Origin of the sequence: Butyrivibrio sp. (assembly GCF_017635265.1) — a bacterium.
Classification (GTDB): Bacteria; Bacillota; Clostridia; order Lachnospirales; family Lachnospiraceae; genus Butyrivibrio.
Window position 1 is genome coordinate 16,901 of record NZ_JAGBLU010000118.1, and the last position, 16,079, is coordinate 32,979.

Consider the following 16,079-nt stretch of genomic DNA (forward strand, 5'->3'; position numbering starts at 1 on the left):
CTGCCGCCCAAAATCTGCTATTAATCGTTTAAGAACCATCCGCCTCTTGTGAGGAATGTTCTATTGGTTACAAGTGCATCAACGTCCTGTCCAATAATCTGAGAAGCCTGTGCCTTGTAAGTAGCAGCCTGCGCAGTACCTAAATTCTTATAGAAATCATAAGACATTTTCTTGCTTCCATCAAGGTTTTTAAGTCCCTGTGCAATATGGCTTTCCATCTCATGAGCATCATCTGTCTCTCTAAAGAGGATAAAGCTTGAGATATAAGGATTGTTCTCAGCCATTGTATAAGCGTATGTAATTGAAGCTGCCTGAGCATCCTCTCCAAAGCTTGATGTAAATCCAATCTCTGAGAGAGAAATATTACGCACGTTCCCACTTGGTGCAAGGAATGATGCCTGACACATGTAATCTGTAAGTATGTAAATGTTCTCCATTGTGATATAAGGTGTTGAAAGAGAATTACTTACATACTGTGACTGCTGTTTCCATGCATATGGATCAAAAAGCGGTGCATTGTAAGGATGAACCGAAAGTGACCAGTCAATGTTACCTTCACGATTTATGTAATAGTTAAATCTGTCCAGATACTCTTTTGACAGAAAGCATCCCGGATTGGATTTTCTGCACCATTCCTGGTCAAAAGAAGTATACACTCTGGCATTGGCATTGACAGCCTTAATCTCGTTGTAGAAAATACGGAATGCCTTAACATACTCGCTGACATTGAGCTCAAGGTTGGTTGAGTTCATGTAATACCATTCAGTTCTGGCATTTACTTCATTACCAATTACCCAGTTATCAACAGTTCCGTACGCTCCACCTGAATATCTCTGAGCAAGGAAAGCTGCGATTGCCTTAAGATGCTGTGTTCCGCCGTCTTCCTTGGTATTCATGGCATATCCAGGACAAACATGCTCATCCCTTGAAAGCGGATGAATAAGGTCAGCTGCTGCATCTGTTTTGTTGTTAAGGACTGTCATTGTAAGCTGGAAGTTATTGATTGAACACCAGCGAACAAATCCGTCATACTGGGCAAGTGCTGTACCGTTAAACTGATAATCAACACCATTGTAGTTAAATGTGACCACATTGGAACCGTCTCCAGGTCCTACGATATCACCCATGTAAAGGTTATAAACCATCTGTGCGATTCCAAGATCCTTGAAAGTTGCCTCATCTGCACTGTTTGGCAAAATACCCTTCATACCGTGGTCATTACGTGCAACTGTCTTTGTAGCAATAGCTTCAGGGTTTGTGATGTAATGTTCATCACTTACCTGAACCATTGAACCACTGCTCTTTACTGCTACTAAAAACTTTTTACTTAAGTTTGAATCCGCTGTATAGAAGTTAAGAGGGAAAGTAAAAGTAGCATTTCCTGCTCTCTCTGTTGTAGCTACAACCTTTCCAACCGTTCCATCCTGATAAACTTCGTCAGCATAAAGATAATATTTGCCATCATCAGAAGAAGGCAGCGTACTTGCTGAAACATTAACTACTACCTGATCTCCCTGTATTGTGCATGAGCTTATGCTTACAACTCTGCCTGCAGCAATTGCCACAGCTCCTGCATTATCTGTAATATGGCTATAGCTTGAAACTGCACACATAACTGTAAGTGTCGTCAATGCTGCGCCAATTACCCTCTTGATTAAAGATCCTTTTCTCACAACATTCCTCCTGGTAAAAACGATAATTTATAGACCATTAATAATATAATTATTCTCTGTGCTTATGTCAAAAAAATTTACGCTTTAACAATACTTTCTACAAATGCATCGACCTGTGGCTGGTCTGAAGCATGAAGAGCACTCTTAATGGTCAATATACTTTCAAGTATCGTTACATTTTTAAGAAGTGACAATTTGTCAGTCATAAGTTTTGCTGTCATTGGAGCCCATGTTCCATTTTGTCCGAGAGCGAATACGCGATTCTGAACTCCCAGTGCAATCATGTCATTTATAAAGGCCTCCATAGGAGGATATATGCCTCCGTTGTATGTAGGACAGATCAAAACAACTTTTTTGCATCTCCACACTTCTCCTATCAGATAGGAAACATCTGTGCCGGACACATCATATACTTTAACGTTTCCGCCATTTTCGCGAATTCCTGCTGCAACTGCTTCTGCCGCACTGGCTGTATGTCCGTATAAACTGCCGTAAACTACCAAAGTGTCCTCAGTCTCAGGTGTATATGTGCTCCATTTCTGATATTTCTCCATAAGCCATTCTATATTCTTTCTCCAGACAGGTCCATGAAGAGAAAGAATCATCTGAATATCAAGTCCTGCTGCCTTCTTCAAAGCAGCCTGCACCTGCATTCCGTATTTTCCGACAATGTTTGCGTAATATCTCCTTGAAGAATCAAGAAACTCTTTTTCATAGTCATACTCATCTGCAAAAATTCCGCCGTCAAGTGCCCCAAAGGTTCCAAATGCATCGGCCGAGAAAAGAGCTTTTGAAGCATCGTCATAAGCAAGAAGCACTTCAGGCCAGTGAACCATTGGCGCAGCTACGAAATGGAATGTATGCCTGCCTGTTGAAAGTGTATCTCCCTCTTTTACCTCAAGCTTATTATAATTTGAAGCGCCTTCAAAAAACTGCTCCATAAATGTAAATGTCTTGGAATTACCTACAACCGTCACATCAGGGAAAAGAGAAACTACCGTATCAATAAGTGAGCAGTGATCCGGCTCCATGTGAAGTACTACCAGATAATCAAGCTTTTTTCCCTTTAAAACTTCCTTAAGATTCTCGATATACTGATCTGACACAGAAATATCCGCTGTATCAAAAACCACTGTTTTTTCATCATCTACAAAATAGCTGTTATAAGAAACACCTTCGGGAATCGGGAAAATGTTCTCAAATCTTGAAAGTCTTCTGTCACTTCCCCCAATCCATACTATGTCTTCTGTTATTTTTTTTATCCCTCTCACAGTATATCCCTCCATTTTTATGCATATGTCTATTTTCTCATACTTACGCATTAAAAGATATTTATTATTTCTTAAATTCCAAAATTGTTTTTTCTACCACCTTAATATCTATAGGCTTGGAAACATGCGCATTCATGCCTGCATCAAATGCCTGCTGAACATCATCTGCATAGGCATTGGCTGTCATGGCTATGATCGGTATCCTCTGCGCCCAATCTGTCGGTATCGCTCTTATGGCTGCTGCTGCCTCATATCCATTCATTACAGGCATCTGGATATCCATGAGTATCATATCATAATCGCCTTCCTGTGCTGCTTTAAACATCTCAACTACTTCCTGTCCGTTACAGCCTCTTGTTACAGTTGCTCCTTCCATGCTCATAAGCTCTGTAAGGATATCCGCATTGATATCGTTGTCTTCTGCTGCCAGGAATTTCATGCCTTCAAGAGGATTCTTTTCTTCTACAGTATTACCGGAAGATGATCTTGAAGTCATATCTTCAACAATCTGCTTAAGGGATGATATAAATACCGGCTTAGGAATAATATCGTTAGCTCCCGCCTTTTTAAGCTCATCCTCCACATCCTCGTAGTTGTCAGCCATCACAAGCACAAGACTGTTATTTCTTCTGTCTTTTGATCTCACCATTTTAACAACTTCCGAAGCAGACATGGCTTCTATCTCATTATCAATAAGGATCATATCTATGAGCTTTTCAGCACTGTTGCAGTTCTCTATTGCGTGTATAGCCTCAAATCCTGTCTTGGATTCTATTACCTCTACCGCATCAACTTCCAAAGCTGACCTTATCTGTTCGTAGCTTTCCAAAGACTCTGATACGAGCATTACGCAGCTGATTCCGTGTGCCTTCCAGAAGTCCACATCCTTTTCATCAACTGCTTTTAGTCTAAGGTTGACGATAAATGTACTTCCCTTTCCTTCTTCACTTTCAACACGGATTGTGCCGCCCATAAGTTCAACAAGGCTCTTGGTAATGGCCATACCAAGTCCTGTTCCCTGAATCCCCTTGGTTGCGCCTTTATCTTCTCGCGTAAACGCATCAAAGATTTTATCTTTATATTCAGGCTTCATTCCGATACCATTATCTCTTATGGTAAACCTCACGTTTTGGAAACCTTCGGAAGAAGATGGCGACTCGTTGATAAGAAATTCTATCTTTCCGCCTTCCGGTGTGTATTTAATGGCATTTCCGAGAATGTTCATGAGAATTTCGTTTATTCTCTGTTTATCTCCCATGAACGTATCGTGTTCCATCTCCTCTATCTTAACTATATACTCCTGATTCTTGGCCTTTGCCTGAAAGCTGATGACAGAATTGATCTCCTCCAAAAGAAGTCCTATGGCAACTTCCTTAATATCAAGAGTTGTCTTTCCGCTTTCAATCTTACTCATATCCAGAACGTCGTTAAGAAGTGAGAGCAGATTCTGAGATGCAAGGCTGATCTTATGTGTATATTCTTTTACTTTATCCGGTTCCTCTGAATGCTTGTCAATAAGAAGATTGAAACCTGTAATAGCATTCATAGGTGTTCTGAAATCGTGGGACATATTTGCCAAAAAGCTTGTCTTTGCTTTATTGGCTGTCTCTGCCGCATTAAGCGCTTCCTGAAGCTGATGATTTCTTCTGATCTCCTGTGTCCTGTCATACAACGCAATGGCCATTCTCTTGCCGCCATCATCGATTGTACATATCATTGCTCCGCGGTAATACAGATGCTCTCCGGTCTTAACATTTTCAAGCCTTATCTCATCAATGATAACCGAATCACCACTCTCATTACATTTTTCAATAATATCTTTTAGACGCTCTTCTTCTCCTTCTCTTTGCGCCTTAGTAATAACTCTTATGTCTTCCTGCAGTTCCTCCATCGGAATTCCCAGAATACCTTCGGCATTGGATGTAAGGAAATTACATGTGAAATCTTCTTCGTTTACAACTGCCAGAATATCGTTGTTCTTTTCTACTACGAAATCAAACAGCCATTCCCTATAGTGAATATCACTCTCCTTAACCAAAAGATCTTCCTGATTGCGGCGATTGATCTCATCCACCATGTATTTAAGCTTAGACGCCATATCCTCCATGGAATCCGCAAGTTCTGCTATTTCATCTCTTCCGTCGTCATGTATGTTAATATCAAAGTTTCCGTTTCTTACAAGGCCCGCTGCTTCATTTAGTTTGCTTATACGCTTACTTATTCTGTTTGAAAATGTTGTTGCTATAATAATGGCAATAATGAATATTATGTCTGCTATAAGAATAACTGAAATCAACAATGATCTCGCATCTGCAACAATTTCATCTCTGTCAACATAGTAAAACAGTCTCCAGCCATTCCCCATTTTACCTGCTGCCATAAGAAAATATTCATTGGTAGTCAAAAACTGTTCCGTATCTTCCTGAAAATAATCGCTAAAGATAGTAGCATTTATTTCATCATTTAACTTTTCATTTTTTATCTTTTTTTCTGTAATTACTGCACCTGATTCATCACTTATTACGATGCCATTATTCAGGTAGCTTGACTTATTTGTAATTGAAAAGAAATAATCGTTTTTAACTTTTAATACAACTATTCCGATTACCTGAGAAGACGAACTTACATCAAGCAGCGACTTGATTATATATATTCCTCCTTCACCATCTGTAACCCACTGAGAGCCGTAATCTTTTTCACATAACCTATACCACTCTTCTATTTTTTCATTGTCTGGTCTGCTTAAGAATTCTCCAATATGGTCCGTGTTCAAAAGCTTAGAATAAAAGTTTATGGACTCTATGCTCATATCGCTTCCGATATAGTACCAGATAAGGGGTTCTATATTCTCAGTCAGTTCTTCTGTTAAAGCAAAAGGATCTTCCTGAACATACTCAAGTTTACTTCTAAAGCTCTCCTCATATGAAAAGAACTTAATAACATCGTTCTCTCTTTTAGTATTATTTTCAATACCATATGTAATAACATCGGAGCTTCCACGCATCGCTACCTTTGTCTGTTCGATAAGATTATTTTTGGCCAAAAAATATGAATAAATACCCAGTATTGCCACCGGCACCACAATAAGAACCATAAAGGTTATTATCAGTTGTGCTTTGAAGCTATAAAGATTTATCTTTTTCTTTTTTTCGATCATCTTTTATCCTCAATTAAATGAATCTATCTGTTTTTCATGGCATTGATCTGTATGTCAGTCTCCATCAGCGCCATATTCAAAGGCTTCTTTCCTACGATTACCTGCTGAAGTTCCTTTCCGAATATTACATTCATCCCCGGTCCGTCCTCTCCCCATTCGAGAACCGGTAAAAATACCTGATTTGTATCAAATGCATCCTCTATTCCTTCGAAAGCTTCAGGATTATCAAAATTTGTTCCTCGAAGATACGTCCTGCTGCCTACTCTGTCCTTCCATATAGCAAATTGACCTTCATTATTCGAAAGAGCTGCCACTACTTCTTTTGCTCCCTCAAGATTCATAGCATTGGCATTTACTGCAAATCCAAGATTACATCCCCCTATGATCAAAGGTCCGTATCTTCCCCATCCCATAGGAAGTGTCCCAAGCTCCATATCGGGATTTGCAACTCTGATCCTGTTATAATCCTCCGGGCCTGCAACCAACATGAAGCTTTCCCCTGATACAAACTCTTTTATCGCAGCCTGCTTATCCATATTGTACATGTCGGCTGTAATAATCCCGTGTTTTATCATTTGTTCCCAGTCTTTAAGAGGTTCAAAAAGATCATTATAAAAAACAGATCTGCTATAGTTTAATCTTGCTCCAAAACCACTTCCATACTCTGTTCCAAAGTAATTGGCCTGAAGTACGGATTGAGCGCTGTTTGACACAGTCTGATAATCCATAAATCCGGCAGAAAGCGCCTTCATTCTTTTTCCTCTGATCATAAAGTCACACATAGCAATAAATTCCTGTGTGTTTTTCGGAACTTTCATACCATACTTGTCAAACAAATCTTTATTTATGTACATGCACTCAAAGCAGGTTGTACCGGGAACTGCGTAAGTATCTTTGTCATACCAAAATGCATCCAGAGCCTCTGTGTCGAAATTACTGCAATATGCTGTTAATGGAATAATATATCCGTTTTTGGCATTTTTTCTTGCCATATTCTGATTGACATAAATGATATCAGGCGCACCCTTAAATGAAAGCTGTGCATCTATTATGGACTCGTAATGTGCCTTATCAATATAAACAAATTCAAACTTGTAATATGGAAATCTGTGGACAAGATATGTCCTTAGATTGGAAGTGTACGAGTCATCATACCATGTTGCTACTCTGATAATCTCTGCTTCTTCCATGTTTTTAGAATCCATAGTGTCTTCCACTATTTGCTCATCTGTAACAGGCTGTGGACTATTATCTCCGCAGCCTAGAAATACGCTTAATATAAGCGCAATATCTAAAACAATACTAACAAAGGTTTTTTTTAGCCTTTCGCCGTCCATATTTCCCTCATAAAAAATATGCATCTGCCGTTAGTTTTATCTAAGTAAAATATTCTTGACCTCTCCGATAAATAAAATGTGATAATTTCCATCGGAATAAAACTTCTCTTTTATTTCATCATCAATTAAAGCATCTTCATCAAATTCTCTCTGATAAAGAACTTTACATGTTATTATCTCTCTTGCCTCATCAATAAAAGGTATTCCGTCGTCATAATTAATATTCAGTCTGGAATTGGCAATCTTGTCCTCATCCCTTCCTGAAACCATATGAAGATATTTGAGCGCGCCGCGGTACTTATCCTGATTCATAAAACTGATCGAATATTCCCCCGAAGCATTTATAAGTTCACTTGTATATCTGCCTTTTCTGGCAAATATAAAAGTCACTCTCTTATCCCAGATATAGCCAACTCCACCCCAGGTGGCACACATAGTGTTTACCTTGTTGCCGTCAGCAGCTGTGATAAGAATCTTTTCTCCTACAAATTTGTACGGTCCTGTTTCAAGATCATCCGGATTAACCGGTTGAAATACATGTAACTCGCCCATATGGTCCTCCTTTAAAAGTCCCTTATCCTATCCTCATCTGTAAGTCCTGTATTTTCAATATTAATTATCGTTACGCCGTAACTATAATCATCGCTTACTTTAATAGTAACATGGTCTCCTACCTTATGTCCAAGTAATTGTTTTCCAAGAGGAGACTCAACACTGATAAGTCCTTTCAGAGAATTTTGTCGCATTGTTGTAACTATTTTATACGTTTCTTCGGAATTATCGTCATCAAGTCTTACCACTACAGTTTTATTCATTCCAACTTGATCATCTTTAGTATTATCGTCAATAACTTTGGCTGTCTTAATCATTCTTTCCAAAAATCTTATACGACTTTCATTTTGATTCTTGGCTTTTTTAGCTGCATAATACTCAAAATTCTCAGAAAGATCGCCTTGAGCCCTTGCTTCTTTTACATGCTCCAAAAGTTCTTTTCTCACAACAACCTTGCGGTGCTCAATCTCAGCTTCCATATCCTCAATATCTTTTTTGGTTAACTCATTATGCATTGGAATAATCCCCCTGTTTCTTAGTAAAAAATATAACGTTAAAAAAAGCGAAGCCAAAAGGGCTTCGCTTTTTAACAATACTATTATCAAGCCTTTCCAACTGATCCGAAGAGCTCCATCTTTTCCTTAACTGTAGCCTTGATTGCTTCAGCACCGGGAGCAAGAAGTTTACGAGGGTCAAATCCCTTTCCTTCAAGATCCTTACCTGCTTCAATGTACTTACGTGTTGCATCAGCAAATGAAAGCTGGCACTCTGTATTAACATTAATCTTAGATACGCCAAGTGTAATAGCTTTTTTGATCATATCTGCAGGGATTCCTGTACCACCGTGAAGAACGAGAGGCATAACTCCTGTCTTCTGCTGGATAGCATCAAGAACATCAAATCTAAGTCCCGGCCATCCTTCAGGATACTTACCGTGAATATTACCAATACCTGCTGCAAGCATATCTACGCCGAGATCAGCGATTCTCTTGCACTCGTCAGGATCAGCACACTCACCCATTCCTACTACTCCGTCTTCTTCTCCGCCGATTGAACCAACTTCAGCTTCGATAGAAAGACCAAGCTGATGAGAAACGTTTACAAGCTCAGATGTCTTAGCTACGTTCTCTTCGATGTTATAGTGTGAGCCGTCAAACATGATTGATGTGAATCCGGCTTTGATGCACTTATAGCATCCATCATATGTACCATGATCAAGGTGAAGTGCTACAGGAACTGTAATTCCAAGGCTCTTATCCATTGCCTTAACCATAGCTGCAACTGTCTCAAAACCTGTCATGTACTTACCGGCACCCTCAGATACACCAAGGATTACAGGAGACTTAAGTTCTTCAGCTGTTAAAAGAACTGACTTTGTCCACTCCAGGTTATTGATGTTGAACTGACCAACTGCATAGTGGCCTTCTTTTGCTTTTACAAGCATGTCTTTTGCGGATACTAACATTTTGTTTATCTCCCTTTGTATATGTAGTTATTGATGGTTAATAACATTATATACTCGTTATATTAAAAAATAAAGTTAAATAGTTCACAATCATCCGAAATCAAGAGTATTATCAGCCCAGAACTCCTCAGTACTGATAGGCGCATGGCTATCATAGCGAAGTACAAGTCCCGATAGTCTCGAAAGAGTGATTGTCAAAAAACCATTTTTTATTTTGCTGCTGCCAACATCTGTCCTGAATCCACTTCCATCACTTAAGATAAGCTGGCTAAGGCAGGCATCATTAGGAATCCCGAGAGCACTTACATCTATGTCTTTTGTAACTTCAAATTCGTTATTATTGATAAATACAACCGTAGCTGCTTCTCTATTAAATCTCCCATAACATATTACGTTATTATCTGCCAAAAGTTCTTTTACAGATCCGGTCTTTAATTCCCTGTAAGCCTTATGAATTCGAATCATTTCCTTGTGGAAACTTATCATTTCCTTATCTTCTTTTCCCCAGGGGTAAGTCCTTCTGTTGTCCGGATCAGTAAATCCGCATACACCTGCTTCATCACCATAATATATAGTCGGAGCTCCTGGCCATGTCATTTGAACCATGACTGCCTCTCTCATTACGGACTTCTTAACACCTGTTTCGGCGGAAGCCGGCATAAGAGTATCGCATCTTCCTACCTTTTGACTTGTCCTTGTAAGAAATCTTGAATGATCATGGTTGGAAAGCTCGTTCATGGCTGTGTAGAGAGAAGGCATACTGAAGTTCTCGCCGCCTTCGTACAACATCGTGTCAAAAAATTCTCTTGCATTGCCATATTTCAAGGGTTTGAAATCATCGCTATGCTTCTCCATTCCTGTAAGAAACCACGTAAGAGGCTCCATAAAGGCATCATAATTCATAACGGTGTCCCACTCATCGCCACAAAGCCAATCTTTAGCTTTACCATAATGCTCTGCCAGAATTATTGCGTCCGGATTTGCCTTTTTTACTTCTTCTCTGAATCTTTTAAAGAAATAATGATTGTATTCCGGTGAGTGACCTATATCTGCGGCTACATCAAGTCTCCAGCCATCTGCATTGAACGGTTCCGATACCCACTTTCTGGCAATACCAAGAATATATTCTTCCAGATTCTTTGAGCCTTCATAATTAAGCTTGGGAAGAGTATCATATCCCCACCAGCCGTCATATTCAGCATTATATGGCCATTTTCCACCGGTAAAAGAAAAATAGTCATGATATGGGCTGTTCTCAGAAATAAATGCTCCATGCTCATATTCACTATTATTTTCATATATTCTGTCTTTATCCATCCACTTATTAAAAGATCCGCAGTGGTTAAAGACACCGTCAAGTATTACCCTGATTCCTCTTTTGTGAGCTTCACTAACAAGAGAGGCAAAGAGCATATCGCTGGCTTCAAGGTTCTTCTTACTTGTTACTCTTTTTATATATCTGGTGGCGCCGGCATTTTCCTTGTCGTTATCACCCAGCAGATTTCCACCATCATCCACTATTTTTCCAAAGTGAGGATCAATATGGTCATAATCCTGTGTATCATATTTATGACATGATGGTGAAACAAACAGCGGATTAAAATAGATAACCTCAATTCCAAGATCCTTAAGGTAATCAAGCTTATCCATTACTCCCTGCAAATCTCCACCATAAAACTCTGCATAATCTGTGACAGGATCCGGGTACTTTCCCCAATCTGTAATCTGCACGGATTTACTGCCATTGTATACATATTCACCGGAAAGGACATCATTGCCGGGGTCACCGTTACAGAATCTTTCAACAAATATCTGATACATAACTGCGCCCTTGGCCCAATTAGGTGTGGAAAACCCGGGAAATATCCTAAAAAGCATGCTATCTTTTATCTGATCAACCGGTCCTCTCTTGTCAAAGAAAACCTTATCGCCGTCTTTTCCATTGATTTCAAAATAATAAGATACAGGCTTATCCCCCACGTTAAATGACACATCATAATAGTCAAAAGCTCCGTCTGTCTCTACGTGCTTCATCGCACGTTTTTCAGAATTCCAAATAATAAAGACATCGGATGCTTCTTCTTTGGCGCATCTAAACCTGAAATCAGTTTTTCGGTTCTTATCCGGCTCGGTTGGTCTTAAATAATCCATTGTCATATCATGGAATAATAGTTTTCTGTTCATTGTCAGTCCTACTTTTCTTATTAATGCAAAAAAGACAGCGGGTAGCTGTCTTTTTTAGAGAAGGTATTTCTTTCTTATGGGGTATAGCAAAAAACTATATAATGTATTGGGGGGTTACGCATATTATACTAACACCCACACCCCTTAGCGTAAAGACCAATACTCCACAAATATACTAAAAACAGCTCTTGGTTTTTGTGCATTTTGTACAATCAGATCTCTATTTCTATATTCTCAGGAAGTGTATAGCCCTCAAAAAGCGCCTCAAACTCTTCCCTTCCAATCTTCTCTTTTTCAATAAGCAGCGCAGAGCTCTTGTGTAATACATCTTCGTACTGAAGTATTATTTCCTTGGCTCTTGCATAGCATTTATCAATAATAGCCTTTACTTCTTTATCAATCTCACCGGCCATAAGTTCACTGTGATTCTTTTTGTGAGAGATATCATATCCAATGAATACATCCTCTTCGTTCTCGTCATAGTTGATCACGCCGATGTTACTTGACATACCATACTTTGTAACCATGCTTCTGGCTTCCTGTGTTGCTTTTCTGATATCGCTTGAAGCACCTGTCGTAATATCACCAAATATAATCTCTTCCGCAATTCTTCCGCCCAGAGATACCATAATATCCTGAAGCATTTTCTTTTTGGAAAGGAACATATCATCATTCTCCGGAAGTGGCATAGTATACCCTGCTGCCCCAAGTCCTGTAGGAATGATTGAAATAGTGTGAACAGGTCCCACATCAGGAAGCACATGGAAAAGAATGGCGTGTCCGGTCTCGTGATATGCGGTAATTTTCTTTTCTTTTTCTGAAATAATCTTGCTCTTTTTTTCAGTTCCGATACCAACTTTAGTAAAAGATGCGTTGATATCTTCCTGATTGATGAACTTTCTGTTTTCTGTTGCAGCCTTAATGGCAGACTCATTTAACAGGTTTTCAAGATCCGCTCCCGTGAATCCGGCTGTTGTCTGCGCCACCTGCCTGAGATTAACGTCATCTCCAAGGGGCTTGTTCTTGGCATGAACCTTTAAAATAGCCTCTCTCTCACCGATATCAGGTCGTGTAACAGTAATCTTCCTGTCAAAACGTCCAGGTCTCATAATGGCTGGATCAAGAATATCCACTCTGTTGGTAGCAGCCATTACAATAATACCTTCATTTACACCAAATCCGTCCATCTCAACAAGCATCTGGTTAAGAGTCTGCTCTCTTTCATCATGCCCGCCGCCCATTCCGGTGCCTCTTCTTCTGGCAACAGCGTCAATTTCATCGATAAAGATAATACATGGAGAATTCTTTTTGGCGTCAGCAAATAAATCTCTCACTCTCGAAGCACCTACACCAACGAACATCTCGACAAAGTCAGAACCTGAAATGGTAAAAAACGGAACTCCGGCTTCTCCTGCCACTGCCCTTGCTAAAAGTGTTTTACCGGTTCCCGGCGCTCCTTCAAGAAGAACACCTTTAGGAATTCTGGCTCCAACCTCTGTAAATTTTGCAGGATCCTTCAAAAATTCAATAATCTCAGTAAGCTGTTCTTTTTCCTCTTTAAGTCCTGCCACATCATCAAGCTTTATTTTATTATCTTCAGCAGACTGCAACTTAGCGCGGCTCTTTCCAAAATTCATCATTTTGTTGTTGCCGGAGCCTGATGCCTGCATATTAGTAAACATGGAAAAAATAAAGACCATAAGAACCAATCCTACAATAACAGGAATTATTCCCGTTATCAGGATATTCTCAGACGGCACATCTTTCACTTCGAAATTTATGCCATTTTCTGTTGCCAGAGCCTCGATTGCTGTTACATCAGTAGAATAGAAGGTAATATCATCCTGATTTCCATTAAAGCTAACACGTACCGCACCGGTCGGTGTTTCTGTGTTAGGCATAATAATAACCTTTCTGACATTGCCTTCCTGTATATCTGTTTCAAGCTGTGTTCTTGAGTACGCAACGGAATCCGCTGTCATAAAGCCCTTTGCATACTCAACAAACACTACCATTATGAGCAAAACAATCACTATGGCAAAAATAGAATTATAACCCTTTGTGCGATTCAACTTCTGAATTCCCCCTTTTTAGAAGTTAATTAAACTCAACAACTCCAATATATGGTAGATTTCTGTACCTCTGATCATAATCAAGACCATATCCAACCACAAATTCATCCGGAATCTCAAATCCTGTATAATCAACCTTTACATCTGTAACTCTTCTCTCAGGTTTATCAAGAAGTGTGCAGAGCTTGATACTTGCAGGTTCTCTGTCTCCAAGCATCTTAATGAGATATGAGAGTGTTCTTCCTGAATCTACTATATCCTCAACGATAAGTACATGTCTGTCCTTAAGAGGTTCATCAAGGTCCTTTACAATCTTAACAACACCGCTTGACTTTGTTGAGCTTCCATAACTTGATGCAGACATAAAGTCCATAGTCACAGGTACTGTGATTCTCTTTGCAAGTTCACACATAAAGAATACACCACCTTTTAACACACATACAAGATGTACCGTCTCACCCTGATAATCTCTGCTGATTGCTTCTCCAAGCTCCTTGATACGCTTGTCCACTTCTTCCTCTGTAAGTAATACACGAACTGACTCAGACACTTTAATTACCTCCATTATCTATAGCTACAGCTAGTATTTTTTTAGTATTGTCACTAATTTTATAGGAACAACTGATTCTATATCCGGGAACCCACATGCAATGGTCTCCATCCGCCAGAATCCACAAGTCGTCTCTTTCGCTCACAGGTATTTTTTCATCTGTCATAAATTTGGATAATTTCTTCTTTTTGACAGCACCGTTTTGCTCTATACAGATATAGTCATCCGGCTTCCTGTGCCTAAAAATAACTTCTTGTATTCTATCACAATCAAACCATTTAGTATATGTATCTCTCGGAATAGATGTTTTTCCATTATACGACATTATGTCAATTGTTGCGACACCAAATCGGGGAATGTTCAGCTTGATTTTTTGGCCAATTTCAAGTTTCTTAATAACAAGCTGATCATCCTCTTTTTCAAACTCGTTACAATCTTTATTTTCCGTCAAAAACATTATTTCATAACTTCGAATAGCAGTGAAATTATATGGCAAATCCACCCTTGAAGTCCCTTCTTTGCTGCTTATCAGTGACATTACCGCATCAACATGCCTTGCCGTAATATCTTTCCTATTGGGCGTAAGTATCTCAAAGCATCTAAGAACAACGTACTTCTTTATAATTTCAGGCTTATTAGCGAGTTTTTTTAGATCAATCCTAATTCCATTATTGTCTTTTTCTGACACTTCTTCAAACACTTTGAATGCCTGGTCTCTGATATAGTCCTCAGCCATGGCAAAATCTTTTGTCGCCCTGTAAATGTGCTCAACAGCTGAGCTATTAATTTCTTTTTCCACATATGGAATAACCTTATTTCTAAGCTTGTTTCTTGTGTGGATATTTTCAAGATTTGTGGCATCTGTGCAAAAAGAAATCTCTTTTTCCTTAAGATATTCCTCGATTTCATCTCTTGTCACACACAAAAGCGGTCGTATCACATTGTCCCTGACAGGCCTGATGGCTCCTGCTCCGCGCAGGCCGCTCCCTCTGAAAATATTGTGAAGAAAAGTCTCCGCAACATCGTTTTGGTGATGAGCTATGGCAATCTTATCTGCCCCTTCGCTGATTACTAATTGAGAAAAAAAGTCATAACGGACTATCCTTCCGGCTTCTTCTTCTGATAATTTACCCTCCGCTGCAATCTGAGGTACATTTTTTTCCAAAAGAAAATATTTTATTTTCCTTTCTCTGCAAAAAGTACATGTAAAGTCAGCATCATCTCCGGCCTCTTCTCTGATACCGTGATTGACGTGTGCAGCAATCAGGCTTATCTGCAGCAGTTCTTTTAACTCAAAAAGAACTGTAACAAGCGCTGTGGAATCAGCACCTCCGGAAAAGCCCGCCACAACCTTATCGCCAGGCTTTACCAGCTGATTTTCCCGTATGAAATTCAATACTTTATTTTCAAAATTATTCATAATTCTCTAAAATTAAAACGCAGACCCCTTACGAATATACGTAACGATGTCTGCGTCTGATTTCAAAATTAGTTATTTGCCTTCATTTCTAAAGATGATTTCTCCTGGATAAACAAGTCCAAGCTTGTCTTTAGCTGTATCTTCTATATATTTACGCGTCTGTGTATATCTCTCAAACTCCTGGATCTCTTCTGCTCTGGCAAGTTCTGCATCAATCTGTGCCTGAAGCTCTAACTCCCTTGCCTGATACTCGCTGGCTTTCTGCATAAGTCCAACACTCTTGATAGAAACAACTGTCACAAGAATAAGGACTACAAAGCTAGCCCAGAGAATACCAACCCTGTTTTGAGAACGACGCCGCTTATAGCGTGCTCTGGTTGCCATATCTTACCCCCACA

The 16,079-nt window shown here is 39.4% G+C and carries 12 protein-coding genes; all 12 read right to left on the bottom strand.

Annotated features, from left to right (window positions below; genetic code table 11):
* Nucleotides 1-20: 20 nt before the first annotated feature.
* On the bottom strand, nt 21-1,673 hold the full coding sequence (locus J6O61_RS14760; protein WP_292214771.1) for a DUF5722 domain-containing protein: 1,653 nt from the start codon (nt 1,671-1,673) through the stop codon (nt 21-23).
* A gap of 77 nt (nt 1,674-1,750) precedes the next feature.
* Nucleotides 1,751-2,944: an FprA family A-type flavoprotein gene (locus J6O61_RS14765; RefSeq protein ID WP_292214773.1), complete on the bottom strand. Its 1,194-nt coding sequence runs from the start codon at nt 2,942-2,944 to the stop codon at nt 1,751-1,753.
* 64 nt (nt 2,945-3,008) lie between these two features.
* Nucleotides 3,009-6,101, bottom strand: coding sequence for a response regulator (locus tag J6O61_RS14770; RefSeq protein WP_292214775.1), 3,093 nt, complete (start codon nt 6,099-6,101; stop codon nt 3,009-3,011).
* 23 nt (nt 6,102-6,124) lie between these two features.
* A complete protein-coding gene (locus J6O61_RS14775) occupies nt 6,125-7,438 on the bottom strand; it encodes an ABC transporter substrate-binding protein (RefSeq protein ID WP_292214777.1) in 1,314 nt (437 codons plus the stop codon).
* Between the two features lie 36 nt (nt 7,439-7,474).
* Nucleotides 7,475-7,990, bottom strand: a complete 516-nt coding sequence (locus tag J6O61_RS14780; RefSeq protein ID WP_292214781.1) for a flavin reductase — start codon at nt 7,988-7,990, stop codon at nt 7,475-7,477.
* Between the two features lie 11 nt (nt 7,991-8,001).
* Nucleotides 8,002-8,505, bottom strand: coding sequence for a transcription elongation factor GreA (gene greA / locus J6O61_RS14785; RefSeq protein ID WP_292214783.1), 504 nt, complete (start codon nt 8,503-8,505; stop codon nt 8,002-8,004).
* Nucleotides 8,506-8,591: 86 nt separating this feature from the next.
* Complete coding sequence (fba, locus tag J6O61_RS14790; RefSeq protein ID WP_074886865.1) at nt 8,592-9,455, bottom strand: class II fructose-1,6-bisphosphate aldolase; 864 nt, start codon at nt 9,453-9,455, stop codon at nt 8,592-8,594.
* A 90-nt stretch (nt 9,456-9,545) separates the two neighbouring features.
* On the bottom strand, nt 9,546-11,639 hold the full coding sequence (locus tag J6O61_RS14795) for a glycoside hydrolase family 13 protein (RefSeq protein WP_292214785.1): 2,094 nt from the start codon (nt 11,637-11,639) through the stop codon (nt 9,546-9,548).
* 212 nt (nt 11,640-11,851) lie between these two features.
* On the bottom strand, nt 11,852-13,711 hold the full coding sequence (ftsH, locus tag J6O61_RS14800) for an ATP-dependent zinc metalloprotease FtsH (RefSeq protein ID WP_292214786.1): 1,860 nt from the start codon (nt 13,709-13,711) through the stop codon (nt 11,852-11,854).
* Nucleotides 13,712-13,736: 25 nt separating this feature from the next.
* Nucleotides 13,737-14,261: a hypoxanthine phosphoribosyltransferase gene (hpt, locus tag J6O61_RS14805; protein ID WP_292214787.1), complete on the bottom strand. Its 525-nt coding sequence runs from the start codon at nt 14,259-14,261 to the stop codon at nt 13,737-13,739.
* 1 nt (nt 14,262) lies between these two features.
* Entirely contained in the window at nt 14,263-15,681 is a 1,419-nt protein-coding gene (tilS, locus tag J6O61_RS14810) for a tRNA lysidine(34) synthetase TilS (protein ID WP_292214788.1), read from the bottom strand.
* Nucleotides 15,682-15,753: 72 nt separating this feature from the next.
* On the bottom strand, nt 15,754-16,065 hold the full coding sequence (locus tag J6O61_RS14815) for an FtsB family cell division protein (protein ID WP_292214790.1): 312 nt from the start codon (nt 16,063-16,065) through the stop codon (nt 15,754-15,756).
* Nucleotides 16,066-16,079: the final 14 nt, after the last annotated feature.

Excerpts from the sequence above, each read along its gene's own strand:
- fba (WP_074886865.1), bottom strand. The coding sequence starts at position 9,455 with ATGTTAGTATCCGCAAAAGACATGCTTGTAAAAGCAAAAGAAGGCCAC.
- J6O61_RS14780 (WP_292214781.1), bottom strand. The coding sequence starts at position 7,990 with ATGGGCGAGTTACATGTATTTCAACCGGTTAATCCGGATGATCTTGAA.
- J6O61_RS14795 (WP_292214785.1), bottom strand. The coding sequence starts at position 11,639 with ATGAACAGAAAACTATTATTCCATGATATGACAATGGATTATTTAAGA.
- J6O61_RS14815 (WP_292214790.1), bottom strand. The coding sequence starts at position 16,065 with ATGGCAACCAGAGCACGCTATAAGCGGCGTCGTTCTCAAAACAGGGTT.
- J6O61_RS14775 (WP_292214777.1), bottom strand. The coding sequence starts at position 7,438 with ATGGACGGCGAAAGGCTAAAAAAAACCTTTGTTAGTATTGTTTTAGAT.
- J6O61_RS14770 (WP_292214775.1), bottom strand. The coding sequence starts at position 6,101 with ATGATCGAAAAAAAGAAAAAGATAAATCTTTATAGCTTCAAAGCACAA.
- greA (WP_292214783.1), bottom strand. The coding sequence starts at position 8,505 with ATGCATAATGAGTTAACCAAAAAAGATATTGAGGATATGGAAGCTGAG.
- tilS (WP_292214788.1), bottom strand. The coding sequence starts at position 15,681 with ATGAATAATTTTGAAAATAAAGTATTGAATTTCATACGGGAAAATCAG.